The sequence below is a fragment of the Pedobacter hartonius genome (genome assembly GCF_900107535.1).
GTDB classification, from domain to species: Bacteria; Bacteroidota; Bacteroidia; order Sphingobacteriales; family Sphingobacteriaceae; genus Pedobacter; species Pedobacter hartonius.
In genome coordinates, this window is record NZ_FNRA01000005.1 from 176,140 (window position 1) to 202,499 (window position 26,360).

Consider the following 26,360-nt stretch of genomic DNA (forward strand, 5'->3'; position numbering starts at 1 on the left):
ATATGCATATTCTAATTGCTACAAATGCTTTTAAACATAGCCTTGATGCGGAAGAGGCTGCTTTAGCCATTCAGACGGGTTTAAGACAAAGTAAGGCTGTACATACCAGCGAATGTTTCCCTGTAGGGGATGGCGGTGATGGTACAGGACCGCTGATCATTAAGAAGTGTAGGGGAATAGTGCTGGATGCAGTGGTACATGATGCACTCGGCAGAAGTATCAATGCGTCGTTTGGTTTGATTAATGCCGGGGAGACCGCGGTGATAGAAATGGCCGATGCTTCGGGCTTACGGTCACTCAAACATGAAGAACTTGATCCTTTACGTGCCAGCTCATCCGGAACGGGAGAATTGATGGGCTCAGCACTGGATAAAGGGGTGAGCAGCATTGTTATTGGCATGGGCGGATCGGCTACCGTAGATGGCGGTACGGGAATATTGAAAGCACTGGGCGCACGGTTCTTAAACGCTGCCGGTGATGAACTGGCCGTGCTGCCACAGGATCTTACTGATCTGGAAACCGTTGATCTTTCGGGGCTGGATGAAAGGATCTTGAAATGCAAGGTCACGGTATTGTGTGACGTGGACAATCTGCTGCTGGGCGAACAAGGCTCCGCCGCAATATTTGGGCCTCAGAAAGGCGCATCGGCCGATGCCGTGAAAAAGCTGGATGCCGCACTGGCCCGGCTTGCTGCTGTCGCCCTGCGGCAAACAGGAAGGGACATGGCTGCGGTAAAATATGGCGGTACTGCGGGAGGAGCTGCCGCTGGATTATATGCTTTTCTCAATGCCAGCCTGGTAAACGGAATTGATCATTTTCTGCGGCTTACCAACTTTGATGCTGCGGTGGAAAAGGCAGACCTGGTGATCACGGGCGAGGGAAGTATTGATGAACAGACCCTGCAGGGGAAAGGGCCTTTTGGTGTGGCTTACCAGGCGAAACTGAAAGGCCTGCCGGTAATCGCCTTCGCTGGTAAAGTTCCTTTGGGGCGAATCCCGGGACTGCAGCAGTACTTCGATGTGCTGATGGCTATTGGTCAGCAGCCTTCCGACCTTGCTGCTGCACTGGCCAATACAAAAAGCAACCTGATCAGAACGGCGGAAGATGCAGGCAATCTGCTGGTCTTAATGCAGCAAAACTCCTGATCAGCGATCTGGCGGACTGTGCATTTGCGTACAGGGATTGACCGGTAATGAACAGTGATACGAAAAAAAAGCTATATTGATGGTTTAAATGTGCTATTGTAAGCTGGCATGCAATTCGTAAATGTACCGGTAAATCGTAACGTATGTTTTTTATCAACTTCAAAATAGCACTCAGGAATCTGAAAAGGAACAAAGGATTTTCATTCATCAACATCGGTGGCCTGGCCATTGGACTGACCTCCTGTTTGCTGTTATTGTTGTATGTGAATTACGAATATTCATACTCACGGCGAGGACAGCAAAGAAATTCTTCGGCGATAAAAACCCTGTAGGGCAAAGTTTAAAGTGGGATAACCGGGCATGGTTAACGGTCACTGCTGTTATCTACCATCTCTATGCTGATCTCCTTTGCCCTCCTTGAAATCACCCTTCCGCATTTCAATACTTTGCTGGATACCGCTATAAGATTGATTATAGTTCTTATACTTTTTGGGGCGTACTGATTGCACTGATCCTGATCACGGGCATACTGGCAGGCAGCTATGCGGCCATTTATTTATCGTCCTTTACTCCGATAAAAGTGTTAAAAGGCTTCAAAGGGGCTGCCGGAGGAGCTTTGTCCATCCGCAAAGCATTGGTAATTATACAATTCAGCCTTTCTATATGTATGATTATCTGTGCCCTGATCATCTATACGCAGATGCAGTTCATTAAAAATAAACCACTGGGTTTTGACCAGAATAACCTTGTAGGGCTGGAACTGGAGGGCAATTTTAAAGACCAGGGCAAAGTAGAGCTGTTAAAACAGGAACTGAAGAAATCGGGCGCTGTAGTGTCATCCAGTGAATTCGCCGGAAGTTTCACCAACATGTCTAACAATTCCAGTGATTTCGGCTGGCCGGGTAAGGACGTAAATGATAATGCGCTGTTTGAATACCGGAGTACCGGATACGATTACGCGAAAACTGTAGGGGCTAAAATTGTAGCGGGGAGGGATTTCTCTGCCCGGTTTATAGCAGATACCTCTACGAGCGTGATATTGAATGAAGCTGCGGTAAAGAGAATGGGACTGAAAGACCCGGTGGGGACAGTGATCAGCTGGGCCGGCAACCCTCCTCTTACCATTGTTGGTGTGATGCAGGATTATTCCAATGGTTCCCCGGGAGCGAAATCCCTGCCTACGGTATTTTACCACAATCTGCATTTGGTTGCCCAGCTGATGATACGGCTGAATCCTGAGCTTCCTTTGAATAAGTCCGTTCAGTTGGTAAAAGAGGTTACCCAGCGTTTAAACCCGGCCTATCCCGCAGAGTTTGAATATATCGATCAGGCGATGCAGGCAAAACTGCAAAGCGAACGGATACTGAGCACCCTGTCGAATCTGTTTGGTGGCTTTTGTATTTTTATATCCTGTCTGGGTTTGCTGGGACTGGCACTTTACATGGCCGAGCAACGGCAGAAGGAGATCAGCATCAGGAAAGTTCTGGGGGCAGACTTGAAGAGCATCCTGATCTTACTGAACAAGGATTTTATCAAACTCGTACTGATCGCCAACCTGATCGCATCTCCTGTCGCCTATATTTTAGCGGGTAAATGGCTGCAAAAGTATGATTACAGGATTGATATGGGCGTGTGGCCGTTTATACTCGCTGCGGTGATATCGCTGCTGATCGCTCTACTGACCGTCAGCCTGCAATCATTTAAGGTAGCCCGGGCAAATCCTGTTGATGCATTGAAGTACGAATAATGCCCTGCTTTTTACAAGAAGCTTTCGGCAGGATCCTGGGCCTGCGGTTTAACCGAAAGCTGTTAAAATTGGGCTAATTATGAGTTACTAGACTGATCTTCAGGATCTCGTTTGCGAATTTGTCTGTTTCTTTTTCTACCAGGGGAACATCACCTGAGCGCATGGCTGAACCTATAACATGGTTGCCTGCGTTCGGAATGGCCGCTTTACGTTTTAAACCTGCTGGTGTTCCCAGCTCAGCGAACATCTTCAGCATCGCATCAACTTTAACTACATTGTCCTGATGCTGTTCATCCTTGTAATAATAGAGCAGGAGAACGGGTTGTTTTATTTTTTCAAAGGTCTCCTTAACCATGGTGGTTTCCGTTAACTCCTCCAGCTGAACTGCTGCTTCAAGCCGGTAACGGGGATACCAGAATCTGACATATTGCGGAATCTTTACTTCAGAGGTAACATAGTTGCTTCCCTGTAACTTGCGGGCCAGCTGCAGGCCCCATGGGTTATTGAGAAGCCATGAGTTTTTATTATTGATCTCTATATTTGGCGAATAGAGGATCAGGCTGTTGATATCAGGAAATTCTGAAGCCAGCTTTAGCGATAGGGTGCCTCCGGTAGAGGTACTCATGATGATCACCTTTTTTCCGAGTTTGCGGCCGATGGCATAGGCTTCAAGTGCAGAATTCCAGAGTTTTTCTGCGGTAAAGTTGAGCATGGGTTCTCTGGATCTCATGCCATGTTCTGCCAGTCGTGATAAATACAAATTGCAGTGATATTTCTTTGCAAAATCTACATGGGCAGGGTTGCCTTCTTCATGGCTTGCGCTAAAACCATGAAGATATACCACTGCATATTCCGTTTGCTTTTTATCCTGGTCTGCCCAGATGATCCTGGCATTGTTCTCAGGCTTGAGGGGCAGTTTACTCTCCTTTATCTTCACATAATTATCCAGGTGCTTCAATTCCGGAACTTTTGGAAGTGTTATGCCGTAAACAGGTGTTTTAGGACTCGGACCAAGGAAGTAAATAAATGGCGGTATTATAATGACCGCTGCCAGGATCTTATAGATTATTTTCAAAATATTTTAAATTAAAACCCGGCTTTTAACATGATTCCAAAAAGGTTGCGTTGGCCGCCGATAAAGGTTGGAAGGCCGATAGCATCACCCGAATTTCCTGCATCAATAATGTATTTTTTATCCAGGATATTCTTGCCAAACAATGAAATTTCATAATATTTTTTTTTGTCGATGCGGTAGCCGATCTGCCCGTTCAATACGCCGAAGGCATTCTGGCTAAGGTCAGCCCTGTTGGTATCCTCGAAATACACTTTTGATTTGTAGGAGAAGCTTGGTCTTACAAAGATCGTATTTGTTTTTCCGGCATTGAAATTGAGATCAAGCCCCGTAGAAAAAGTATGTTTTGGCGTCAGGCGAAAGGTATTCCCCGCATATTCCTGCGCACTCCCGTCAGCATTGTTATCGCTAAACTTAGCGTCAATATATCCGTAATTGGCAAATATGCTGCTGCGCTGAAAAAAGTTGTAGCGAAGGCTGCTCTCGAGGCCAAAACTACGGGCTTTACCGGCATCATCAGGAACCGATCTCAATCCTGCAGAGGTATTCTGGAAGCTGCTTGTCTGAAAGTTATTCCAGTCATAGTAGTAGGCTGTAAAATCATAATTGATGTTGGTACCAGCCACAATTCCTTTTACGCCTGCTTCGTAACTCCACACGATCTCAGGCTTTAAAAAATTGGTTGCTTCCGGAGTAATATCGATGACCCCTGGCCGGCGTCCCCTGGAGATGGTTGCATAAATATTGTTCCGGTCAAACATATAGTTGGCTGCGATGCGTCCGACGTAAGAAAAGTAATCTTTGCTTGCCGAGATCTTTCCATTGGAAATCGTAGACAAGATGTTTGGTGAGCCGCTGAGCAGTAAGCCAAGTACGCTGCTTCCGGAGGCGGCGTCAGACCGGTAGGCACCGTTTAAGTTTTCGTAGGTACCCCTGATTCCCGCAGTAAGCGAAAATTGGCTGGTCACTTTATATGTTCCGTCAGCAAATATTTCCGCTGCGGTAGATTTTCCATAGTTGGTACTTTCCTCTTCATGCATCAGCTGAAGTGGGGCATTGGAAAGCAGCTGTACCAGCTGGGCATACTGGGCAGGCAGGGGCAGGGCCGCAAGTGCGCTCAGGTCCGGAAGCTTCTGAACCAATGTCGGCTTGCCATTAACCAGCAGGGGCTGTGGTCTGAAAAGATTGATGATCCCCTGTTTAAATGCATCCGGCAACTGGGGATAACCTGCGAGCAGCGTACTGAACTGCTGATAAAGCTGCGGCTGTACGGCAGCCACATATAGGCTTTGTTCATTGGTACGCAAAGGCACTCTTTGCGAGCCATTTTCATAAAAATAGCTGCTTCCGATAAATCCGGAGAACTTGTCCTGAGTGTAGTTGAACCTGAACTCCTGGCTCAGCTGATTCCCCTTTGAGATCTCTGACAGCCATAACACCGGCGCCGCTGTACCATCCGCATCAAAAGATTCATCAGCCTTGAAATGGCGGTATGCAGAGGTTGAAGTTAATGACCAAGCCGGTGAAAAGGTATGGTTCACAATTAAAGTAGGGCCGAAAACATGGCGTTTGATGTACAGGTTTTCTCCCTGTTCCAGGTCTGCCGCCGTATTTGGGTCCGTATCGCCTCCGGCAGGAGCATACAATTTGCTTTTGAAGCCGGTGCCTGGATAGTTATCGTACTGGTAGTTCAGGATCAGGTCGGCCGTGGTATTTGCACCAGGTTTATAACGGATGATATCCCTCAAAGCAATGGTGTTCTTACCGTTTAGCCTGCCACCCGAGAAATTGGAAATGAAGCCGTCCCTTTCATTATAGGCTACGGCCAGGCGGTTCAGCAGTTTTCCGGGAACAATAGGAGTATTGATAAATCCGTTAGCAATCTTTTGTGCGTAATTTCCGTAACCGAGGTTAAGCTCGCCGCTTACAGAATCTGCCGGTTTGTTTTGAATAAGATGCACCGCACCAATCTGGGCACTTCTGCCAAAGAGTGTGCCCTGAGGCCCTTTGATCACCTCTATACGCTCCATGTCGAAGAGCTCTACCGCTGAACCGCGTGACTTTGAGATGGATACCCCATCCTGAAACACGGAAACCCTGGGCTGGATTCTGGAATCGCCATCATCTGATGTAATACCACGAATAACGAAACCAGGGTTATTGGGACTCTGCAGCTGGATCTGGAGGCCTGGAATATATTGTGATAGGGCATCAAATTCGGTGATGTTGAGCCGCTGAAGCTGGGTTCCGCTTAGGGCGGAAACGGCTATCGGGACCTCGATGCTCGTCTGCCTTCTTTTTTGTGTGCTGACAATGACCTCGCCGAGCGCAAGACCGGCATCTTCAAGACTTAGGTTTACGGCAGTTGTTCCCTGCTTTATATTTACCTTCGAAACGATCTGACGGTAGCCCTGATAGCTTACTTTTAACATATAAATGCCCGGTACAATATTTTGGAGTAAAAAATTTCCGGATTCATCTGTTGCGGTATTTAAGGCGGTGCCGCTCAGGGAAACGATTGCCCCCGGAAGAGCTTTCCCGTCGGAACCACTGATTTTTCCTTTAATAATTCCCTTTTGTGATTGGGCAATCCCAAAACAACTGAAACAGAAAACAAAAATAAAAGTAAATAATACAGAGGAGCGGGATTGCGTCATTAGATTTTAATATTTTCCACTAAAATAATATTGATTTTTTGGATAAATGTTAATTCGACACTATTAAATTTTTAATTGGCCTGGCTGCTGCAACAGCTCAGCCACGTAACTGGCACATAATGCAGTTGGAAGGTAACTGTCCAATTCTATGGATAAACGGGTGGCATTATTTTTATATTGACCGTTTACCATGACTTCCTCAACAGCGCTGCGCAGTTCTTGCGGAGATGGTCTTTCAGTAGACAGGTCGATTCCTAATTTAAAATATCCAATACGCGAACAAATTTCATTCTTTGCTTCCAGCAGGCCTGCGGCGACTATGGGCAATTTATGACTGATGCTTAACATCACTCCTCCATATCCTCCATTGGTGATATAAACTCCTGCATAAGGCATGACATCATCGTACGGAATAAAATCTTCTATAATAATGTTCTTTGCTGCATATTTTTCCTTTAGTTTTTCTGTTTGATTGCCGGCTGTGGTTGCAATTACCAGCGTGTCAGTACCGTAAAAAGCTTCGAGCGTGGGAACTATGATCTTGTCGGGATCCTTCTCCACGGTGCCCTGGGTAACCAGAACGACTTTTTCATATTGCTCTAGCCGCTCGTCATACCAGGGCTTTTTCTGGTGATTGGAAGAATAAGGCAGCAGGGAACCAACAAAACGGATATTTTCTCCCATACCAACACGTTTGTATTCGAAACTGGGCGCGCCGATCTGGAGGTATAAACTTGCCTGCTTTACCAGCAGATCAAGAAGAAGGGACCTCTCCAGCCGGATGTCATGCTCCTCTAGTATTGAATGAAAGCTGTCTGTTGATCCTTTGAATGTTTTATTTAAAGCTTCCTTATGTAATTCCGCATAGTTCAGCAGTTCAGTTTCATTTTTTGCCGGTGGCAGTCCCATGCTGTAGGGGGCCAGATTTGCTGCAGATTCCGGTAAGGGATAAACACCAATAGAGACGACCGGGATATTCATTTTAATTTTTACCAGGGGGATGGCCGTAAATGAGCTGTCAGCGATCATCAGATCAAAAGGGAAAGATTCATGTATTTTAAGGATATCGGTATATAGATCCCCTGCCATATTGCCTAAAAGATAATGCAGGTCAAACTCCATCACTTCGGCAGCATCGGTAATACCGGCCCTGCCTGGAAATAGTTTAAGAAAATTTGACTGGTTAATTTCCAGCGCTTTTTCAAAAGGATATAATGGAATTTCCAATCTTTTCAATTTGTCTTCAAACGTAACGGAGGTATACCAGCGTATATCACAGCCCACCTGCTGTAAATATTTTGCCAGGCCCGTCAGCGGATTAAAATGACCATCTGTTGGTACGGTAGCGAATAAGATTCTTTTTCCTTTTAACTGTTCCTTCACGATATTCATCTCCAGATATTAAATTAAATAATGACACGATAGATTGTAGTTCAAATCTGGAAATAATACAGAAGATCTCCTATCACCGAAATAGGGTATACCGTACGATATCGGCATGAAAGATCGTGCCCGCCCTCATTTTATCAGGGTGGACATTTTGTCTCTGGATTTTGTAACATCTGTTTTGCTTAACAGTCAAATGGATAACTAAAACTATTGACATGAAATTAAAATTTCCTTTCAGCAAGAAAACCGACGGCAGCAAGCCTGAGAAATCGAAGAAACGTGAATGGTTGAATGCCCTGATATTTGCGTTGGTTGCATCTGCCCTGATCAGGGGACTGATTTTTTCGGCCTATGCCATCCCTTCAGGATCTATGGAAGGGACATTGCTTACGGGCGATTATTTGTTTGTGAGCAAAATCAGTTATGGTGCAAGAATGCCCTTTACGCCTATTCAAAATCCATTTCTGGAATCCACCATTACCAAATATCAGGTTAAAACCTATTGGGACGGGATAAAGCTGCCATACTTCCGCCTGCCCGGCTTTTCAACCCTACAAAAGGGTGATATCGTTGTTTTTAACAAGCCAGAGGAGGCCGATCCGTCATATGATAAGCCGGTAGATGTAAGGACGAACCTGATCAAGCGATGCCAGGCTACGCCGGGTGATGTGCTGACAATTGTCAACTCCCAGGTCTTTATCAATGGAAAAGCAGCTCCTAATGCAGAGAAAGCGCAAACTTCATACGAAGTGATAACTGACGGAAATACTATTAACCCGGAGATATTTCATGACCTGGGTATTGAGATCGTCGGGCAGAGTGACCTGAGTACCTATACGATGATTATCCCGGCTTCACACCTGGCAGAATTTAAAGGTTATTCTTATATTAGAAAAGTAACTCCTGTGATCGATCCTGCCGGGCATTATGATGCAGAGATCTTCCCGCACAGCGAAAAGTTTAAATGGAACATGGATAATTTCGGTCCGCTAACCTTACCCAAAAGAGGCATGACTATTTTCCTGAACGACTCAACAATGGTATTATACCGCAGGGCGATTGAACTGTATGAGCATAATCAGGTGGAAATGAAAGGTACAGATATCCTGATCAATGGAAAAAGGGCAGACCATTACACTTTTAAAATGAACTACTACTGGATGATGGGAGATAATCGTCATAACTCCATGGATTCCCGCTTTTGGGGATATGTTCCTGAGGATCATGTGATCGGTAAAGCGATGATCACCTGGCTGAGTATCGACTCCGCAGAAAACCTGTTAAACAAAGTGAGGTGGAACAGAATTCTGAAGCCCATCAGATAACCGGGAGGATTCTTAGTAATCTGAACTCAACCTGCAAATAAAAATGCTGAAGGCATTTGCTATAGTGTAGGGTAGAATCACATCCAGGTTTTTGATAATGGCTTCTTGATTGTTTAGTCCGAATGCAATGAGAAAAGATATCCAGCAAAGTGCCTGTCCGATAATAAACAGCGCCAGCTTAATTTTGGTGGAACTGAAAACAAAACCTGAGATGAAATTGTAGCCCAGGGTAAATAATAATACACTGGGAATGGAAAGGATCAGTGCAAGTGTAATAGCAATGAGATAATAAAAAATGGTTGAGCCCCCCCATGCACTGAAATCCTCTGAGTTAAACATTTCAGTGAGGGATTTAATGGCAAAGAAAAGGGTTGTGCCGAGAAGAATTGTGATTAACCATACTTTGATGGTGTATTTATAATTTGTTCTGAATCCTGGTAGTGGTTCAAAATGAGATTCATAATGAAACATATTACTCGCGTTGAGTCGTTCTTTATCTGTTTTGTTCATAAGTAATAGCTAAATGGTTAATAAATAACAGGCAATGCCGGTATCAGAATGTAAATTTCAAGATAATGTAGATTGCCTCCTATCACCTAAATGCGGCATATTATTTCAGATTTTGAAAGATTACAGCGCTTTTGCTCTGGGTAATAACTATTTTACGGTCAAAGGTATTGTTGGCATGGAATCTGAAGTCGTCGGTGGTATTACACACTTCCATGAAAAGAACATTTAGATTTATAAGACGAAAGCGCAAAAATGGTATGTAGATCTGCCTGAATGGACTAAACCGGTCGTAGACCTGGAAATGGTGAAAGGTGCGGATACCATGATGGATAAGGTTGCGGGCAGCAGCGATGAGTGTTATTTGGAAATGAGTGAACAGCCTCAGTTTTAAATTCTGTTAATTCGTTTAAACAGGAAAATACTGTAAGTAAAAAAGAGACGATCAAAAAAAATAATCTGGATAAAATGAACCTGAGTGTATCTCCTGCCTTATTAACAGTCCTGATTCTGGAAAAACGATAGTAATTTCAGGTTAATTATTGCTAAAATAGTTGAAAATCACAGCTTCCGGCCTTGCCATTCTGATATTTTCATCCCTCGAATACCAATTAATATGAGTAATATTGTAGCATGATTATTAAAACGCCGTTGACTAAGGAGCAGAAAGATTTTATAAAAAAACACCAAATTTCGGAAGAAGTGCTGATTGATGCCAATGGGGAAGGATGGTCGGAAGATTTAAAGCAAAAAATGCTGGAGACGGAAAAGGTAATTGCTTATAATGTTAGCGGATGTTTGGATAATAGTGATTATAATTTTACAAATATTGACGGTATTTTTGTGCAGGGAGATACAGACAGAATTCCTTTTGCATTAAGAACTTATAAAACAGGTTATATTTATATAGCCGGATCTAAAAAGAACCACCTGATCAAAGTGGGATCTTCAAATGAGGTTAAAGACAGGATTAAGACCTTAAATATTGCCACCACTAAAAGTGGAAATATTGATGATTGGGAATTGATCTTCCAGGCGAAAACTGAAACTTTGGGAAAGGTTGAACGGATGTTCCAGCAAAAACTTAGTGAATACAAATCGTCTTCTCAGTATGAAAAAGGAAAATTGCAGAATGGGGGCGAGTTATACAGATGTTCTTATAATAAAGCCAAAGATGCAATGACAGCCGCTGAAGGCGAAGAACAATTTGAATTCACCCAGATCAATGAGAAAAAACATATGATCTCTGAATATCTTTTTAAAAATCTAAGAGTTAAATCGGATACGGTAGCGGTATAAATCTACTATTCTTCTAAATTTCCTATCAGGCAGGTGTATTTGCCCGTCTATCTCCGTATGTTTTAATTCCTATGATTTTAGAACGGGATTTCTACACGGTTTAGCAGCGTCCATATTGAAATGATGAGTTTCTACATTTATTGATACCATTTATTTGTGTGATACATTAAGTTTATGTGTTCAAAAGTTAAATAATTGGTGAGTGTACAGAGAAACGTGTAATACTGCTGACTATTTATAATTAGTTTAATCTGATACGCTGAGATGAAACCTTTACCCAATTAAAATCTACTTTCTTAATATTATGCTTAATGGAAACCTGCGCTTATTACAATGAGTATTTGTATCAAATCTAAATAAGTATATATTTGCCTCTGATTAGCACACCCTGATGGCAAAAAACAGAAAATTTAAGAATGCAATCCTTCAAATCCATTTGTGGCTTGGCCTGGCAACAGGATTAGTTGTTTTTATTGTTAGTGTTACCGGTTGTTTGTATGTTTTCGAAAAAGAAATCAGGGACTTAACGGAAAAAGATAAGCTCTATGTTCCTTTAGCGCAAAGAGCATTTGTAGGGCTTGCTCCAATCATTAAAAACTTTGAAAAGGTTAGTCATAAAGCGAAGATAACCAGCATAAGAATAAATAATTACCGCCCCGATGCCACCGTTGCAGTTTTGAGCGGTAAGAACAAGGTGTTTTACTTTAACCCCTACACGGCAGCGCTGGTAAAAAAATCAAAGACCGACTGGCTCGATACCGTAGAGGACCTCCACAGAACCTTGCTGCTCGGTGAACCGGGAAAATTCATCATGAACTGGTCTGTTGTTATTTTTGTGATTATGCTGATCAGCGGATGGATCTTATGGTTTCCTGACCAGATGCGCCTGCTGAGACAATCACTAACCATAAAATGGAATGCCTCATTCAAGAGAGTGAATTACGATCTCCATAACGTTCTTGGTTTTTATGCATCAGGAATCCTGATCGTCATTGCCCTTTCAGGGTTGTATTTTGCTTTTGACAGTGTTAAAACCGGAGCTACGTTTTTAACAGGCAATCAATTATCAAAGCCTGTTAAAGTACCCGCTGCTAAATCCTTTTCAGCAGACAGTGTTCCGCAGAGATATGATAAATTATACAAAGAAGCTATGCTTCAATATCCGGGTGTCAGCGAAACAGCATTATCCATCAGGAAGACCGGAGATCTTCGTTTAAGAATGATATATGCATCTCCATGGGCAAGAAATCAGAATGTATTTTATTTTAATCCGGGTACAGGACAAATGTTGAGGTATAAACTGTTTAAGGATTTTAAGCTGTCAGATAAATTGGAATCTACCAATTATGATCTTCATACCGGACAATTATTTGGTCTTTTCGGAAAAATAGTAGCCTGTATAGTCAGTTTAATTTCTGCCAGCCTACCCATCACCGGTCTGATCATCTGGCTGAAAAAGAAGAAAAAAACAAAGAAGAAGCAATTTGCCTGATCTGTCTTTATCGCCCTGATCTGTAAATATTCCTTCGCGTAGTTTCCGCTGTTTCATACTTTGTTGAAACACCAACTTTATTATCTTTATCATATGAATACTGAATCGCCGGTTATCCTGGAAAATAAACGTGTATTGTTGCGGCCGCTGGTTGAGGAAGACTTTGGCTATTTATTACCTTTTTCTTTAAATGAACCAGAACTATGGCGTTACTCACTGGTCTCGCCTGCTGGTGCGGAGCAGTTGAAATCCTATATCACATCTGTGCTGAATGACAAAGCAAAAGGGACTTCCTATCCATTTATTGTTTATGATAAATTAAATGAAGCATATGCAGGTTCAACGCGCTTTTACGATATACAAGCCGCCTATAAAACACTGCAGCTGGGGTATACCTGGTATGGTACCGGTTTTCAGGGAACAGGGCTGAACAAGAATTGTAAATACCTTTTACTGGAATATGCCTTTGGCACACTGGGAATGGAAAGGGTTGAATTCAGAGCCGATGCCAAGAACAAAAGAAGCCTGGCTGCAATGAAAAGTATAGGCTGTACCGTCGAAGGGACATTGCGAAGCCATATGCCGGACGGATTTGCTGGAAGAAGAAATAGTGCTGTTTTGAGCATATTGAGAGATGAGTGGTTTAGCTCCCTGAAATCGGGCCTGGAACAGCAGCTGTAAACAGCACATAATGAACGCTTAGTGTACTAAATACGCCCTGACCTTTTTTATTGCAGTGTTAAAGAAACATTATTTTGCAAAGGAAAATTCGGGTTTATAAAATCAGTTGTTTATTCTGTGAGACGGATGTTAATCAGTATAATTTTCTTTAGTGGAAGGCGTATAGTAATATCAAATAATCTCTGTTGAACTTTGCAGGCAGACAACCAATCTAACCTTCAAATGACCAGTCAATTAACTCACTATTTTGATACAGGGAAATTATCCCTGTATGAGTGCCTCAATTGGCTGTGTATGCAGTAATTAACTTGTACGATAAGCTAAGCAATTTATGGCAACAATCAGACCCTTCATGGCCTTACGGCCTCAGGAAGTTTACGTTGATAGAATGTTATCCCTCCGTTCCTCTGCCGGATCTGGAAAATGCAATGGAAGCCTTGCACAGAAACTGGACAAGGGACAAGATGGTAACCAGGAATTAACGAATGATCATATTATAGGCAACCTTACGAAAATGATCAGTGCGGGCGATTTCTACCAGGAAGAACACCCATGTATATTTATCTATGAAATAACGGAAGGAAGTACCATTCAGACGGGAGTCTGGGCGGTAACAGATCTGGACGATTTTGAAAACGGGCATATCAAGACCCATGAATCGACCCTGGAGAGCAATTCCTCAGGTCTGATCAATTACAGGGACGAAGTAGGATTGGAAGGAGGGCCTTTGCTCATTACTCACCGGCCTACTGCCGCCATCCGGGCTATTCTTCTCAGAATTAAGCAGGCAGAAGCGAATTCCGTTTATTATTCAAATAAAGTATTTCATAGAATTTGGACAGTATATGATATGAAAACGATTCAGCAACTGAGCGCCTGTTTTTCGGAATTACAACACGTGTACCTGGCAGATGGGCATCACCGTTTGGCAGCGGCTGTAAATTACAGGAAGACAAAACAAATGCTCGATTCCAAATCGACCGATTTCAATTATATATCTTCGTTTTATCTGGCGAGCGATCAGCTGAAGATCAAAGAATATCACCGTGTGATCATTCCCTCTGATGAGATCTACATCGATCAGGTTTTCAGGGATCTGAAAAAATCCTTTTCGGTGACCAAGTCACAGCGTAATGAGATGGTGATTCCGATGAAAAAACATGAGTTTGGATTATTCATTGCCGGCAGATGGTATAACATGACCTGTAAGCTAAAAGATGCCACCGAGCTGCCGGATGCATGTTTACTTCAGGAAATGGTATTTAAGCCATTTTTTAATATCGAAAATCCCGGTACTGACCAACGCCTGATTCCAGTAGGCGGGGCGGGGGCAGTACTGGAACTCGAACGGATCCTCCTGGAGAACCCGCATGCCATCGCATTTACTATGGCAGCAATGAATGCTGAACAATTGATTGAAATTGCACAGCAGGGAATAATGCTCCCTCCAAAATCAACCTGGATAGAACCGAAAATACCTTTCGGACTCCTGTTGAGAAAACTAAAAAAAGTAAGTTGCTGATCAGCAACTTACTTTTTTTCTGTGTCCTTATTTTTCTTATTGAATGAGAACCTTCGCGAAATACTGAAACCCCATCGAAACTGGCCCTTGAACCAATCACTTGTAGTTTGAGGAATATATTGCATTTCTTCTATTGCTGTGGCGTTTGTAAAGTTAAGGCTAAAAACATGGCCCCCGGTCTCTATTTCAAGTCCCGCTCCAAGCGTATTCCTGTATTTAACACCGCTCAACTGTTTCAGGTAATCCTTATCATCACCATTTCGGAACGGAACTGTATAATCGGCTATCAAAGCCATTCTCCTGGTGATCTTTGCCCTGCCACCGGCGCTCACTGCAAGGAGGTCATTCTGGTCTCTGAACGCGGTGAAATTTCTGTGTACATAACTGGGAGTGAGTGTAAAGGAGAAATTGGAATTAAACTTTCTGGCGAAGATCACCTGGGTTACAAAGTTCAGCCTGTCACTGAAATTACGATAGGCGATGGCAGAAGCAGGATCTTCAGCTGCTTTCACGCCGGTAACTGTAGTGCTTCCAAATAAAGTAATGGCAACCGGAATATAATCATCAGTAGTTTGCTCCAGTAAACGGAACTTTAAATTTCCTTCGTATAGCTGCTGCACCTCGGTAGCTCCTTTTGCCCGCGCAAAACCAACACTCAGCCGGTCACTTAGCCCGTATTCGAATCCAATCCGTACATCTGTTGCATTATCCAATCCAAAAAAGCGCCTGATGCCGCCATTATCACCTCCAATATCGCCAAAGCGGTGGTCAATCCTGAAATCAAGCTCATTCCTGGAAATGGTTTCATTGGTATGCCCGTTAATCAGTTTGGTAGACTTAAACGTTGCACGTACTTTTTCGTGTTTAGGCGCTGTATTGCCGAGTTCTTTCTCCAGGTCTTCCTGTCCGAAACTTTGTAATGCTGCCAGCAACAGGATGAATAATGACAGGCATTTATATTTTGCAGCGGGTAGTAGTCTTTTCATAATTATTTAGGTTGATAAACAGCGGATATGTGAACATCTACGACTTGGGCAATTTTTGCAAAGACGATGGTAGGTATCTTAATCTGGTGATCGGCAACCTTTACTTTAAACTCTGTTTTAGCATTAATTGTCCCTTTACTCACTACCAGCGTAGCCTTTGTCTGATAGTTTTTTACCACACCATGTATATCGAGACTGCCGTCTATAGTTACGTTATAGGTACCGTCTTTAGTCAGGTCAACAGCATCAGTGATTTTTCCTTTGAATGTAGATACCGGATACTTATCGCTTTCCATATAGTTCTCATTGAAATGTTCCTGCATTAATTTCTTTGGAAATTCAAATGAGGTATTGCTCACTTTAAAAATTAGATTGCGTGTTTTGGTATCAATAACAGAGTTTGCCTTATCGCTTTTTGCTTCTACATCTTCTGCCGGAGTGCTGGCGAAAAAGGAGATGGAGGCACTTTTACTGATGAAGATATTCTGTGCTTGGGCAGACAGGCTGGCCAGTGCACAAAAGAGAATTACTAATGATCTTTTCATGGTTTTGGTTTTTCTGGATTTATTGTGGCATGCCCTGGTCAAACCAGGCTTTTACGGATTGTAGTTCAGCAGAAGTCAGACTGCCTCCTAAGGGCATAGATTTGGTGACAAGTACTGAATTGTTAATTCTGTTGGCATTGGATACTACCGAATTGTATCCATTGAAGGTCCAGGAACTGCTTCCGGATCTTCCGGCGGCGTGGCAACCATTACATTTGGTTTGAAACAGCGGGCCGATATCTGTAGCGTAACTTACCGCAGTAACGGGGGCACCTGGCGCTGCAGGTTTAAGTTCTTCGGCCTGTTTTTTTGTGCAGGCTGCTAAGAGGAGGTAGGCAATTGTAATCCCTGCCAAAAGTGTTTTTTGTTTGATCATATGATATGAAGATTAGTTTACGGAGTATACAGGGCAGGGATTAGATTTTTTCTGAAATTTATACGCATCTTTCCTGAATTAAATCGGGTAATATATTTGTCTTAATATTAAATAGATTACGGGACGCAGATCGTTAAGGTTGCCTTTGTGCCGAAAAAAAATGATTACTGAAAATAATTTGTTGTATCACAGTGATTTAAGTAGAGTAATTAAATTTCTTTTTATGTTTGGCAACCTTATAAGTATTTTCTCCGTATTGGTGGCAGGAGAGGCTCAGGGTATAATCAGAAGAACAATTTGCAGGCAATAATTAACGGGTGCATCCGGCAGGACAGGTCTAGTCAGTACATGCTCTATAAAGAATTTTATAGTTACGGCATGTCTATATGCAGACGTTATTCCCTGAATGATTATGATGCCGCAGATGTACTGAATGATGGATTTTTGAAAGTTTTCACACACATTGAGAAGTACGATCCGGCAAAGCCCTTCAAATCATGGATAGGAAGGATAATCACCAATACTGCAATAGACCATTACAGAATGAACCTGAAGTTTTCAGATCATGATGATATAGATATCTATGAGAATAAAGGTAATGCTGCAGCAGTATATGACCAGCTGGCTTATCAGGATTTGCTTGTCCTGGTTCAGAGCCTTTCACCTGCTTACCGGACTGTTTTCAACCTGTATGCAATTGATGGTTATTCACATGATGAGATCGCCGAATTGTTGAAAATATCTGTGGGTACTTCGAAATCAAACTTATTTAAGGCGAGACAGAAGCTGCAGGAAAAGCTGACTGCTTCAGATCTAATAAGAAAGTGAATCTGCCTGTTAATGATATAAATGTAAATAGAAAATGGTGAATAACAGATTTAATACCGTAGATAGAGAAGCCGTTAAACAAATGAATTTAAGCTTATCTTGTATAAACAACCATGCAGGTATTAAATAGTATGAAAAAAAAATACTGATGGGACAAGAGAATGAGATAGATGAGTTGTTTAAACGCGGCCTGAATGACCCTGAGATTCCTTTCAATGAATTGGATTGGGCTAAGATGGAGCGAAAATTGGATGAGAAAAAGAAAAGAAAAATTATACCTCTCTGGGTATTTGCAGCAAGCGGCGCAGCCGCCACAGTGCTGATTTTTCTGTTCTGGGTTTTGTCCGGCCCTGCTGTGTCTGAAAAAAGCAGTAAAGATTCATTGGCAGATCATGTTGCAAAACCGGGAATTAAAAAAGAAACACCTCTTCAGGGAGCTGATTCTGCCAATACAAGTCTGGCTGCTGAATTGAACAGAATTCAGTCAACTGACAGTATAAAAATTAAACAGCCTGCTCCTGCAACTGAAAAATTTGCTTTAAGCCCGTTCAATACACCTGCAGATCAAATTCATGTACCATCTGTAAGCCCTGTAAATCCGGTAAACCCTCCGAATCCGCTTCGTCCTGTCTTTATACCTTTACCAGGTTATGCCCCCGCCCGAAATTCTCTTGCTGCCGGTTTAGAAAAGAATAACATGAAGCTCGTTTTTCCTCTGCCTGTTAAAATACCGGAAGAGTCAAATACGCCGTTGAGTGACAGTGCAATTCTGGCACAAAAAGCAATGGCACTGGCAATGAGCAAAGATCCTCTTGAAAGGATCAACCATACAGATGTTGTACGCAGTGTTCAAAAGAAAATGGATGATGCTTTATCCACACGGCCCGACCTCATACTGAGTGCTATGGCGGCTCCGGATATTTCGTCGGGTCAGAATAATAAGTCATCCAGGATCAGTTCCAATCTCGGAGTGCTGGCCACTTATGCCCTTGGATCAAAGTTCAGTCTTACATCGGGAGCCATATATGCGAGAAAACTCTATAACTCCGGCGGTACGGCTGCCGGAGGGAGCACTTATGCACCTGCAGCCGGGGCCTGGGAAGTAAAAGCCGATTGTAATGTGCTTGATATACCCTTGAACGTGAATTACAAGCTGATAAATAAAAAGAAACTCTCGGTTACTGTAAATACGGGGCTTTCAAGTTATTTTATGCTGAAAGAAAAGTATGATTACATTGTGGACCAGCCGGGTCAGCCACAACAGGTAACCACAACGGAATATTCGAATCAGAACCAGCATATTTTTGGTATTGCCAATTTAGCGCTGAGTTTCGATCATCAAATCAGTCAGAAGCTAAGTGTTGGCGTACAGCCCTTTGCCAAATTGCCATTGACAGGAATAGGTAATAACGATGTCAATTTAAAATCTACAGGTATTTCCTTCTCCCTGAACATCGGTCTGTTCCCTGCTAAAAAACCGGGTAAACTTGCAGCAAGCAGGTATTCTTCTCTTCAGTAAGCCGTCACTTCAATCCCCTGAACAGGCAAATATGCTTAAATGGAAAGAGGTCTTTCATTTTGAAAGGGTATTTCGTGCCGGCAAATTCCAGGAAAAAGAATAATCCTCTTTGATATGCGTTTAAGGCCCTTTTTTATAGCAATTTTATGATCAGGCACTTCATTTGAACTACATTGTTTTTAAAATAAAAAAAATGGAAAATCAAATGATATTTGTGCGAGTTGCCACATTAAATGATATCAAATATGCCGGAGAAATCTGCCGTGAAACTGAAGCCTCTGCTATAGCGAGAGGCTCTGGAATTACAAAACGCACACCCGCTTCCGTTGCTCAGAAGATCCGCGATGGAAAAGCCGTTGTCGCCGTTACAGCAAACGGGCAATGGGTAGGTTTCGCTTATATTCAGCCCTGGGAAAAAGGTAAATATATTTCTAATTCAGGTTTGATCGTTTCACCGGCATTCCGGAAATCAGGCGTAGCCAAAGCGATTAAGGACAGGATTTTTAAAATGTCCAGAAGGATGTACCCGGATGCGAAGATCTTCAGCATCACCTCTGGTGCAGCGATCATGAAAATGAATACCCGGCTGGGGTTTGAACCCGTTACTTTCCAGGATATTACGCATGATGAACTCTTTTGGGAAGGATGCAGAAGCTGCGTGAACTACGATATCCTGGAAGGTAAAAAAAAGTGTAACTGTTTATGTACCGCGATGTTATTTGATCCGGAAAAACTTGAAGAGCCAGCTGCTCTTGCGGGTGAAGCGACGTATTTCCCTGTATATCTCTCAGAAGCCAACTAATTTTTCAATCCGGTTTGAAATCGGTACTTGAATCGTAGATACGGGTTTTTCCGTTTATATTAGCGTAATAAGAAGGGCTTATCCGGTTAACATGACAAAATAGCTTAATAACTGGATAACCCTGCGTTGCTTTTTTTAGCAAAAACAACCTTTCTTTATCTACACCAATATAGACATTTAAACCTGTATACAAACGATTATAAATGAGAAAGAATCATTTTGCTGTAGTATTGATCATCTCCCTGTTTTTCCTTTGGGGATTTGCCTTGAATTTAAACCCCATTCTTATTCCGCATTTAAAAAAGGCATGCCAACTTTCAGATACCCAGTCTGCCTTTATCGATTCGGCATCTTACATCGCCTATTTTCTCCTTGCACTGCCGGCCGGATGGTTTATGAAAAAATTCGGATATAAAGGTGGTATTGTATTCGGCCTTACGCTGTTTGCCATAGGAGCGTTCTTATTTTACCCTGCCGCAATGACGCGTTCCTATGTATTCTTTCTTGCCGCGCTGTTTGTGATTGCCAGCGGCCTTACCTTTCTGGAGACGGCGGCAAATCCCTATATCACTGTTCTGGGTGATGCCGAGGGTGCAACTCAAAGGTTAAACTTTGCCCAGTCTTTTAATGGCCTTGCAGCTACGCTTGCACCTTTGCTGGGAGGGATGTTTATCCTCTCGGGACAAAAGCTTAGTACAGCAGCCGGGGCGGCCATGAGCCCTGAGCAGCTGAATGCCTATCTGGATAAAGAAGCGTCAGCGGTACAAGTCCCTTTTCTGATCATCGGGGCTGTAGTTTTACTGATCGCCCTGTTCCTGATCAGAACACCTCTGCCTGAAATTCAGAACGAAACCGGTCATGAAGAGGCAACAGGATCATTGTTAAAAGAGAAGAACCTGATGCTGGGAGTTACCGCTCAGTTTTTTTATGTAGGTGCACAGACCTGCGTAAGCAGCTTTTTTATCCGGTTCTCGTCACATGTGGCAGGTATCGAAGAGAAGTCGGCCGCGCTGTTCCTCTCTGGTGCACTGCTTGGATTTATGGCAGGCAGGTTTATAGGTACATTTTTAATGAAATATATTGCTCCGTCAAAGTTGCTGGCAATCTATAGCCTGATCAATATTGTGCTGATTGCTGCAGCAGTATTACTGGAAGGTAAAGCTTCTGTGTATGCTTTAATGGGAGTGGAATTTTTTATGTCCATCATGTTCCCAACTATATTTTCTTTGAGCATCCACGGACTCGGATCGAGGATGAAAGAGGGGGCTTCAATGGTGATTATGGCAATTGTTGGGGGTGCCGTTTTTCCGGTACTGATGGGCAGGCTTTCAGATCTGACAGATATCCAGGTGGCCTATTCGGTGCCTGCAATTTGTTTTGCCGTGATCTTTTATTTCGCATTAACGAACCTGAAAGTGAAGAAGATAAAACTAAGTGTGGCACATTAAGAAAATAACCTGTAATGGTAACGATCGACTCACATCAGCATTTCTGGAAATATGACCGCGTACAGCACAACTGGATCGGTGATGATATGGCTGTCATCAGGCGCGATTTCCTGCCGGAAGATCTCGCTCCTGTTTTGCAGGAAAATAATGTTCAGGGCTGTATTGCCGTTCAGGCAGAGCAGAGCCTGGAAGAAACGGATTTCCTGCTCGGCCTGAGCCATCAACATGATTTTATCAGGGGAGTAGTAGGCTGGGCAGACCTGCAGTCGCCCGGTATTGAAAGATCCCTGGAAGCTTATGCGGCATTCCCTGCTCTAAAGGGCTTCCGGCATATTCTGCAAGGCGAAAAAAAACGTGACCTGTGCCTGCAGGATTCTTTTTTAAGAGGCATATCACTGCTCGAAAAATATAACTTTTCCTATGATATCCTGATTCTCAGGGATCAGCTGCAGTTCATTCCTGACCTGGTTTCCCGATTTCCAAACCAGCGCTTTGTACTGGATCATCTGGCAAAACCGGCCATCAGGCAGCGAGATATCACAGAATGGAAACGGGATATTAGAAAGGTAGCACAATATGAAAATGTGTACTGTAAAGTTTCCGGTATGGTTACTGAAGCTGATCTGCAAAATTGGCGGATTGAAGATATTATTCCGTATCTTGAGGTGATATTAAATGCTTTTAGTGCCGGAAGAACGATGTACGGATCCGATTGGCCGGTATGTCTGGCTGCTGGTAGCTACACGCAGGTGATGCATGTCGTAAAATCCTATTTCAGTTCATGTACGGAAAACGAACAGCAGCTTTTTTTTGGTAAAAATGCAATTGATTTCTATCATTTATAACAGATCACATGAAAAATACGCTTTCGGAAAGTTTGTTGCTGCCCAAAGTTATTTTTGATACCAGCGGTTTAGGCAATCTTTACCAGGCTGTTCCATTTGAAGAAAAAAAAGAGATCGTTCGTCAGTGCATTCTGCACGCTCCCGGCAAACCGGTGTTTGATTCTGCGGCATTCCAGGTGTGGAAAGTATTGCTATGAATACCACCCGCCCGGAAAAAGTGAAAGCGAATATTGCGATGGCCAGTCAGGAGCTGCCGGGGGGATTCTGGGAGGCAATGAAGGATGAAGGATTAATAAACAGCTATAAATAGATGAAAACACTTACTTGTAACACCCCGGGAGAATTTGAGTATACAGTAACTAAAATGCCTGAAGAACGGGAAAACTATAGTATATTAAAGGTTTTGCGTGTGGGTATCTGCGGTACCGATATACACGCTTTTGGAGGAACACAGCCGTTTTTTCAATATCCCAGGATACTGGGGCATGAACTCGCTGCAGAGATCATAAGTACGGAGGGAAATGGCTTTAGCGTTGGAAATATCGTAAGCATAAGCCCCTATTTCTACTGTGGGAGGTGTGTAGCCTGCAGAAATGGGAAAACCAATTGCTGTGTAAAAATGGAGGTGTTTGGGGTACATATAGACGGGGGGATGAGGGGATATATTTCTGTGCCTGACTATGCGCTGGTACATGGTGAAGGATTGTCTGCTGATGAATTGGTGCTGGTAGAGCCTTTGGCTATAGGCGCACATGGGGTAAGGCGTGCGGGAGTAGAGATGGGCGAATTTGTACTTGTGATGGGTGCCGGGCCGATAGGATTGGGCACGATGGATTTTGCTGCAATAGCCGGAGGCAGGGTCATTGCAATGGACGTAAACCCGCACCGGCTGGAATTCTGCAAGGACACCTTAGGCATTCCTTACCAGATCAACCCGCTTACAGATAACGTCATGGAGAAATTAATGGAAATTACTGATGGCGATATGCCGACGGTTGTCATGGACTGTACAGGAAATCTAAATGCGATCAATTCTGGTGTGCAATACCTGGCACATGGTGGAAGATATGTACTGATAGGACTGCAAAAGGAAGAGCTGGTGATCAGCCATCCCGAATTTCATAAACGTGAAGCTACATTAATGAGCAGCCGCAATGCGCTGCCCGAAGATTTTACACAGGTAGTATCCTGTATCAGGGATGGTTCTGTCCGGCCTGAAAATTATATCACCAACAAGATAGAGTTCGATGAAATAAAGTACCAGTTTTCGGAGATCACAGATCCTGCAAACGGCGTAATCAAAGCGGTAGTTGTTTTTTGATTATTTTTATAATACATTGAAGAAAATTTATCAGCATGAAGAAAACCGTTCTCTGCCTGGCTGCTGCTATCTGTTTCACCGCCTGTAAGCAAAAAGTAAGTCCTGCCGCCGGCGAAGCTGCAGATTCTACTGCCATTAAAATGATCAATGATTCCAGTTTTGTGAAACATCTCGGTGTTTTGGCTTCGGACAAATTTCAGGGGAGGAAACCGTTCACAGCAGGAGAAACGAGGTCTATCAATTATCTGAAAGAGCAGTTCAGCGCGCTGGGTCTCAAGCCGGGGAATGGGGACAGTTATTTCCAGGAAGTGCCGATGGTGGAGATCAGGTCTACGCCCGACAGTAAAATGGTATTTAAAGGTGCGTCTGGAAGCGTTACAGCCAGCTATCTGACTGAATTTGTGGCGGGTACCAGAAGGGTGCGGCCCCAGGTTAACCTGCAGAATTCACCGCTGGTTTTTGCCGGCTACGGGATTGTAGCTCCTGAATATAAGTGGAATGATTACGCAGGACTGAATGTAAAGGGGAAAACAGTAGTGGTAATGATCAACGATCCGGGATTTTCAGATTCTACCCTGTTTAAGGGAAAAAGTATGACCTATTACGGACGCTGGACCTATAAGTTTGAAGAGGCTGCCCGTCAGGGTGCCGCAGGGATCCTGATCATACATGATACTGCTCCGGCCGCCTATCCATGGTCTGTGGTCCGCAGCGGCTGGTCGAAATCAAAACTGCAGCTTGAAGAAAAGGATAATAACATGTCGAGAGCCATAGTCGAAGGCTGGATCACGCTGGATATTGCCAGGCAATTGTTCAAACTCGGCGGTCAGTCTGACGCCCTTTTTGCGCAGGCCATGAAGTCCGGTTTTAAAGCAGTAGATCTAAAAATGACCACTTCATTAAAGGTAACTAATACCATTAAAAAATCAGTATCGAATAACGTAGTTGCGGTTATCCATGGAACAAAAAGACGGGATGAAAATATCATTTATTCTGCACATTGGGATCATTTAGGTGTTGGAGAGCCTGTTAATGGTGATTCGATTTACAATGGTGCTGTAGATAATGCTACGGGTGTTGCCGCACTGCTGGGCCTGGCCGCTGCATTTGAAAAGGCGACTGAAAAGCCGGAACGTTCTATTGTTTTTGTTTCCTTTACAGGAGAAGAACAGGGCCTTTTAGGCTCTGAATATTATGCCAAACACCCGGTATTCCCTGTCAGGAAAACGGTTGCCGACATCAATATGGATATGATGGGGCTGGCTGGCAAAACTAAGGATATTGTGATTTATGGCTTTGGTCAGTCTGACCTCGAAGATTATGCTGCTGCATCTGCAAAGAAACAGGGCCGTGTCACTGTTAAAGATCCAAAACCCTCTACCGGGCTTTATTACCGCTCTGATCACTTTAACATGGCCAAAGTAGGTATTCCGTCTTTATTTACCGGATCCGGAGTAGATAATGTAACCCATGGAAAGGAATGGGGGCAACAGCAGGCCGATGATTTTTTCAAATCAAGGTACCATTCTCCCCAGGATAATTTTGATCCGAAAGCCGATGTAAGCGGTATGGTAGAAGATGTGCGCCTGTTATTTGATGTAGGCTACCGCCTGAGCAATGAGACCACTTTCCCCAAATGGAAATCCGGTTCAGAGTTTAAAGTAATGCGGGATAAAGCAAAGTATAAACTTTAAGCCACTGGTCAAATCAAAAATACTCTCCTGTTTGAGGCCCGATAGGCTGCCTCAAACAGGAGAGTATTTTTAGCAAAGCAGGATAAAGTTCCTGGCTTTAACGTTTTTGCTAGTACTGAACATTTTGCAAAAATTACGCGTGTCCGGGATATTCCTCGTCCGACTGATTGCCGCTTCCATGTTTTTCAGAATATTCCCTGGCCTTTTCATCTGCAATTTCATTGCCTGTTTGTTCGCTCTCCAGGTTTTCATCCAGGCGGTCGTTCCATTGGTCAATGCCGTCCGGATTAGGTTTCACCTGCTCTTTTTCTGCGTTGTTTTTCTGATTCTCTTCCATAGTCATTTTAAATTAAATTAAATTTGTTTTACTTTTTTTGCAAATGGAGCTGTAGCACGGTTCAGATAGCCGTGTGCCGATGCATTAATAAATATTACAACGGCAACGGCAACAGCTACCCATGCTACTGCAGGATGGTTGTTCCAGTTTTTTACAGCGATAGCAACAATTCCCCATACGCCAACATTGGCATATTCTCTCATATTGCGTCTCCAGGTCATGGTAATAAATATAAGAGAGGCCAATAGTAATACCAGGATAGCCCAGGTTTCGGCATTGACAGGATTCCCGTTCCATCCGATAGCAGTTAAATACGCTGAAATATTGATGATGAGCGCTACGTTGATCCATCCGAAATAAAGACTGAACGGCCACCAGATATAAAATATTACCGGATTGGGGGCATCCCATCTTTCCATATTGGTATGGAGTACGATCTTTAAAAGCGAGAAGAAAATAACCACCATGATCAGTAAGGACAGACCGGGTTGGTCATTGGTAAAGGCCCAAACCCATGCCGCATTAGCGAGGTTGGCGATAATAAACCACCAGCCGATCTGAAATATAAAGTCCCGCTTCAGGTCTTTCCTGAAAAGGTCTGCCGACTGATATACTGCAAACACGATGAGCGATATATAGATCAGCCCCCAGATCCCAAAGGCATATCCGGCAGGTGTAAGCAGGTTTTCATACTTTGCAGAGATCTCGCCGATAGATGGTTTGTCCTGCTGGCCATTAAATAAATAATTAATGGCAATGGCAAAGAATAAGGTAACGATGTTTAAGATCTGGAGAAGTCTTTTCATTCCTGGGGATTAGTAAT

26 protein-coding genes are annotated in these 26,360 nt (G+C 43.3%); 17 read left to right on the top strand and 9 right to left on the bottom strand.

The window, feature by feature from the left end:
* The first annotated feature begins 2 nt into the window (after window positions 1-2).
* The 3 genes from BLW16_RS11120 to BLW16_RS11130 all read left to right on the top strand — a co-directional run bounded on the left by BLW16_RS11120 (window position 3) and on the right by BLW16_RS11130 (window position 2,892).
* Window positions 3-1,145, top strand: coding sequence for a glycerate kinase (locus BLW16_RS11120; RefSeq protein WP_090556656.1), 1,143 nt, complete (start codon window positions 3-5; stop codon window positions 1,143-1,145).
* Between the two features lie 143 nt (window positions 1,146-1,288).
* On the top strand, window positions 1,289-1,477 hold the full coding sequence (locus BLW16_RS11125) for a hypothetical protein (protein WP_090556657.1): 189 nt from the start codon (window positions 1,289-1,291) through the stop codon (window positions 1,475-1,477).
* A 248-nt stretch (window positions 1,478-1,725) separates the two neighbouring features.
* Entirely contained in the window at window positions 1,726-2,892 is a 1,167-nt protein-coding gene (locus BLW16_RS11130) for an ABC transporter permease (RefSeq protein WP_090556658.1), read from the top strand.
* A 73-nt stretch (window positions 2,893-2,965) separates the two neighbouring features.
* Here the strand turns inward: BLW16_RS11130 and BLW16_RS11135 are convergent, their stop codons facing one another.
* From BLW16_RS11135 to BLW16_RS11145, 3 genes are all read right to left on the bottom strand, one after another.
* Window positions 2,966-3,967, bottom strand: coding sequence for an alpha/beta hydrolase (locus BLW16_RS11135; RefSeq protein WP_090556659.1), 1,002 nt, complete (start codon window positions 3,965-3,967; stop codon window positions 2,966-2,968).
* Between the two features lie 11 nt (window positions 3,968-3,978).
* A complete protein-coding gene (locus BLW16_RS11140; RefSeq protein ID WP_090556660.1) occupies window positions 3,979-6,621 on the bottom strand; it encodes a TonB-dependent receptor in 2,643 nt (880 codons plus the stop codon).
* Between the two features lie 63 nt (window positions 6,622-6,684).
* Complete coding sequence (locus BLW16_RS11145) at window positions 6,685-8,013, bottom strand: glycosyltransferase (RefSeq protein ID WP_090556661.1); 1,329 nt, start codon at window positions 8,011-8,013, stop codon at window positions 6,685-6,687.
* A gap of 212 nt (window positions 8,014-8,225) precedes the next feature.
* On the opposite strand from BLW16_RS11145, the gene lepB reads away from it, so the two are divergent.
* A complete protein-coding gene (lepB, locus tag BLW16_RS11150) occupies window positions 8,226-9,335 on the top strand; it encodes a signal peptidase I (protein WP_090556662.1) in 1,110 nt (369 codons plus the stop codon).
* Between the two features lie 12 nt (window positions 9,336-9,347).
* Here the strand turns inward: lepB and BLW16_RS11155 are convergent, their stop codons facing one another.
* Window positions 9,348-9,845, bottom strand: a complete 498-nt coding sequence (locus BLW16_RS11155) for a hypothetical protein (RefSeq protein ID WP_090556663.1) — start codon at window positions 9,843-9,845, stop codon at window positions 9,348-9,350.
* Between the two features lie 265 nt (window positions 9,846-10,110).
* Between BLW16_RS11155 and BLW16_RS23955 the strand changes: the two genes are divergently transcribed.
* From BLW16_RS23955 to BLW16_RS11175, 5 genes are all read left to right on the top strand, one after another.
* Entirely contained in the window at window positions 10,111-10,236 is a 126-nt protein-coding gene (locus tag BLW16_RS23955) for a DUF6717 family protein (protein WP_394332020.1), read from the top strand.
* Window positions 10,237-10,475: 239 nt separating this feature from the next.
* Complete coding sequence (locus BLW16_RS11160; RefSeq protein ID WP_090556664.1) at window positions 10,476-11,141, top strand: GIY-YIG nuclease family protein; 666 nt, start codon at window positions 10,476-10,478, stop codon at window positions 11,139-11,141.
* Window positions 11,142-11,532: 391 nt separating this feature from the next.
* On the top strand, window positions 11,533-12,633 hold the full coding sequence (locus BLW16_RS11165) for a PepSY-associated TM helix domain-containing protein (RefSeq protein WP_217631557.1): 1,101 nt from the start codon (window positions 11,533-11,535) through the stop codon (window positions 12,631-12,633).
* Window positions 12,634-12,726: 93 nt separating this feature from the next.
* Window positions 12,727-13,314, top strand: a complete 588-nt coding sequence (locus BLW16_RS11170; protein ID WP_090556665.1) for a GNAT family N-acetyltransferase — start codon at window positions 12,727-12,729, stop codon at window positions 13,312-13,314.
* Window positions 13,315-13,645: 331 nt separating this feature from the next.
* Window positions 13,646-14,836 (top strand): DUF1015 family protein, encoded by a 1,191-nt coding sequence (locus BLW16_RS11175; RefSeq protein WP_090556666.1) that lies wholly within the window; start codon window positions 13,646-13,648, stop codon window positions 14,834-14,836.
* Window positions 14,837-14,844: 8 nt separating this feature from the next.
* On the opposite strand, the gene BLW16_RS11180 is transcribed toward BLW16_RS11175, so the two are convergent.
* From BLW16_RS11180 to BLW16_RS11190, 3 genes are read right to left on the bottom strand one after another with little or no spacing between them, the layout of a single operon-like run.
* The gene (locus tag BLW16_RS11180) at window positions 14,845-15,822 is read right to left on the bottom strand and encodes a DUF5777 family beta-barrel protein (protein ID WP_090556667.1); all 978 of its coding nucleotides are present in this window, start codon (window positions 15,820-15,822) and stop codon (window positions 14,845-14,847) included.
* Between the two features lie 2 nt (window positions 15,823-15,824).
* The gene (locus BLW16_RS11185) at window positions 15,825-16,367 is read right to left on the bottom strand and encodes a YceI family protein (RefSeq protein ID WP_090556863.1); all 543 of its coding nucleotides are present in this window, start codon (window positions 16,365-16,367) and stop codon (window positions 15,825-15,827) included.
* A 19-nt stretch (window positions 16,368-16,386) separates the two neighbouring features.
* A complete protein-coding gene (locus BLW16_RS11190) occupies window positions 16,387-16,743 on the bottom strand; it encodes a hypothetical protein (RefSeq protein WP_090556668.1) in 357 nt (118 codons plus the stop codon).
* A 348-nt stretch (window positions 16,744-17,091) separates the two neighbouring features.
* Between BLW16_RS11190 and BLW16_RS11195 the strand changes: the two genes are divergently transcribed.
* The 8 genes from BLW16_RS11195 to BLW16_RS11235 all read left to right on the top strand — a co-directional run bounded on the left by BLW16_RS11195 (window position 17,092) and on the right by BLW16_RS11235 (window position 25,200).
* Entirely contained in the window at window positions 17,092-17,571 is a 480-nt protein-coding gene (locus BLW16_RS11195) for an RNA polymerase sigma factor (protein WP_090556669.1), read from the top strand.
* A 148-nt stretch (window positions 17,572-17,719) separates the two neighbouring features.
* Window positions 17,720-19,090, top strand: a complete 1,371-nt coding sequence (locus BLW16_RS11200) for a hypothetical protein (protein WP_090556670.1) — start codon at window positions 17,720-17,722, stop codon at window positions 19,088-19,090.
* 205 nt (window positions 19,091-19,295) lie between these two features.
* The gene (locus tag BLW16_RS11205) at window positions 19,296-19,892 is read left to right on the top strand and encodes a GNAT family N-acetyltransferase (protein ID WP_245735227.1); all 597 of its coding nucleotides are present in this window, start codon (window positions 19,296-19,298) and stop codon (window positions 19,890-19,892) included.
* A gap of 203 nt (window positions 19,893-20,095) precedes the next feature.
* Window positions 20,096-21,340, top strand: coding sequence for an L-fucose:H+ symporter permease (gene fucP / locus BLW16_RS11215; protein ID WP_090556673.1), 1,245 nt, complete (start codon window positions 20,096-20,098; stop codon window positions 21,338-21,340).
* Between the two features lie 14 nt (window positions 21,341-21,354).
* Window positions 21,355-22,185, top strand: a complete 831-nt coding sequence (locus BLW16_RS11220) for an amidohydrolase family protein (protein ID WP_090556674.1) — start codon at window positions 21,355-21,357, stop codon at window positions 22,183-22,185.
* 8 nt (window positions 22,186-22,193) lie between these two features.
* A complete protein-coding gene (locus tag BLW16_RS11225; protein WP_090556675.1) occupies window positions 22,194-22,382 on the top strand; it encodes a hypothetical protein in 189 nt (62 codons plus the stop codon).
* A 113-nt stretch (window positions 22,383-22,495) separates the two neighbouring features.
* A complete protein-coding gene (locus tag BLW16_RS11230; RefSeq protein WP_090556676.1) occupies window positions 22,496-23,506 on the top strand; it encodes a zinc-binding alcohol dehydrogenase family protein in 1,011 nt (336 codons plus the stop codon).
* 35 nt (window positions 23,507-23,541) lie between these two features.
* Window positions 23,542-25,200, top strand: a complete 1,659-nt coding sequence (locus tag BLW16_RS11235; protein WP_090556677.1) for a M28 family metallopeptidase — start codon at window positions 23,542-23,544, stop codon at window positions 25,198-25,200.
* Between the two features lie 133 nt (window positions 25,201-25,333).
* Here the strand turns inward: BLW16_RS11235 and BLW16_RS11240 are convergent, their stop codons facing one another.
* Together BLW16_RS11240 and BLW16_RS11245 are read right to left on the bottom strand one after the other, a co-directional pair.
* Window positions 25,334-25,537 (bottom strand): hypothetical protein, encoded by a 204-nt coding sequence (locus tag BLW16_RS11240; RefSeq protein WP_139298309.1) that lies wholly within the window; start codon window positions 25,535-25,537, stop codon window positions 25,334-25,336.
* A 17-nt stretch (window positions 25,538-25,554) separates the two neighbouring features.
* Window positions 25,555-26,343, bottom strand: coding sequence for a hypothetical protein (locus tag BLW16_RS11245; protein ID WP_090556679.1), 789 nt, complete (start codon window positions 26,341-26,343; stop codon window positions 25,555-25,557).
* Window positions 26,344-26,360 lie beyond the last annotated feature (17 nt).

Coding starts and splice junctions, on each gene's coding strand:
- BLW16_RS11120 (WP_090556656.1), top strand. CDS start 3: ATGCATATTCTAATTGCTACAAATGCTTTTAAACATAGCCTTGATGCG.
- BLW16_RS11125 (WP_090556657.1), top strand. CDS start 1,289: ATGTTTTTTATCAACTTCAAAATAGCACTCAGGAATCTGAAAAGGAAC.
- BLW16_RS11140 (WP_090556660.1), bottom strand. CDS start 6,621: ATGACGCAATCCCGCTCCTCTGTATTATTTACTTTTATTTTTGTTTTC.
- BLW16_RS11145 (WP_090556661.1), bottom strand. CDS start 8,013: ATGAATATCGTGAAGGAACAGTTAAAAGGAAAAAGAATCTTATTCGCT.
- lepB (WP_090556662.1), top strand. CDS start 8,226: ATGAAATTAAAATTTCCTTTCAGCAAGAAAACCGACGGCAGCAAGCCT.
- BLW16_RS11155 (WP_090556663.1), bottom strand. CDS start 9,845: ATGAACAAAACAGATAAAGAACGACTCAACGCGAGTAATATGTTTCAT.
- BLW16_RS11160 (WP_090556664.1), top strand. CDS start 10,476: ATGATTATTAAAACGCCGTTGACTAAGGAGCAGAAAGATTTTATAAAA.
- BLW16_RS11165 (WP_217631557.1), top strand. CDS start 11,533: ATGGCAAAAAACAGAAAATTTAAGAATGCAATCCTTCAAATCCATTTG.
- BLW16_RS11170 (WP_090556665.1), top strand. CDS start 12,727: ATGAATACTGAATCGCCGGTTATCCTGGAAAATAAACGTGTATTGTTG.
- BLW16_RS11175 (WP_090556666.1), top strand. CDS start 13,646: ATGGCAACAATCAGACCCTTCATGGCCTTACGGCCTCAGGAAGTTTAC.
- BLW16_RS11180 (WP_090556667.1), bottom strand. CDS start 15,822: ATGAAAAGACTACTACCCGCTGCAAAATATAAATGCCTGTCATTATTC.
- BLW16_RS11185 (WP_090556863.1), bottom strand. CDS start 16,367: ATGAAAAGATCATTAGTAATTCTCTTTTGTGCACTGGCCAGCCTGTCT.
- BLW16_RS11190 (WP_090556668.1), bottom strand. CDS start 16,743: ATGATCAAACAAAAAACACTTTTGGCAGGGATTACAATTGCCTACCTC.
- BLW16_RS11195 (WP_090556669.1), top strand. CDS start 17,092: ATGCTCTATAAAGAATTTTATAGTTACGGCATGTCTATATGCAGACGT.
- BLW16_RS11200 (WP_090556670.1), top strand. CDS start 17,720: ATGGGACAAGAGAATGAGATAGATGAGTTGTTTAAACGCGGCCTGAAT.
- BLW16_RS11205 (WP_245735227.1), top strand. CDS start 19,296: ATGATATTTGTGCGAGTTGCCACATTAAATGATATCAAATATGCCGGA.
- fucP (WP_090556673.1), top strand. CDS start 20,096: ATGAGAAAGAATCATTTTGCTGTAGTATTGATCATCTCCCTGTTTTTC.
- BLW16_RS11220 (WP_090556674.1), top strand. CDS start 21,355: ATGGTAACGATCGACTCACATCAGCATTTCTGGAAATATGACCGCGTA.
- BLW16_RS11225 (WP_090556675.1), top strand. CDS start 22,194: ATGAAAAATACGCTTTCGGAAAGTTTGTTGCTGCCCAAAGTTATTTTT.
- BLW16_RS11230 (WP_090556676.1), top strand. CDS start 22,496: ATGAAAACACTTACTTGTAACACCCCGGGAGAATTTGAGTATACAGTA.
- BLW16_RS11235 (WP_090556677.1), top strand. CDS start 23,542: ATGAAGAAAACCGTTCTCTGCCTGGCTGCTGCTATCTGTTTCACCGCC.
- BLW16_RS11240 (WP_139298309.1), bottom strand. CDS start 25,537: ATGGAAGAGAATCAGAAAAACAACGCAGAAAAAGAGCAGGTGAAACCT.
- BLW16_RS11245 (WP_090556679.1), bottom strand. CDS start 26,343: ATGAAAAGACTTCTCCAGATCTTAAACATCGTTACCTTATTCTTTGCC.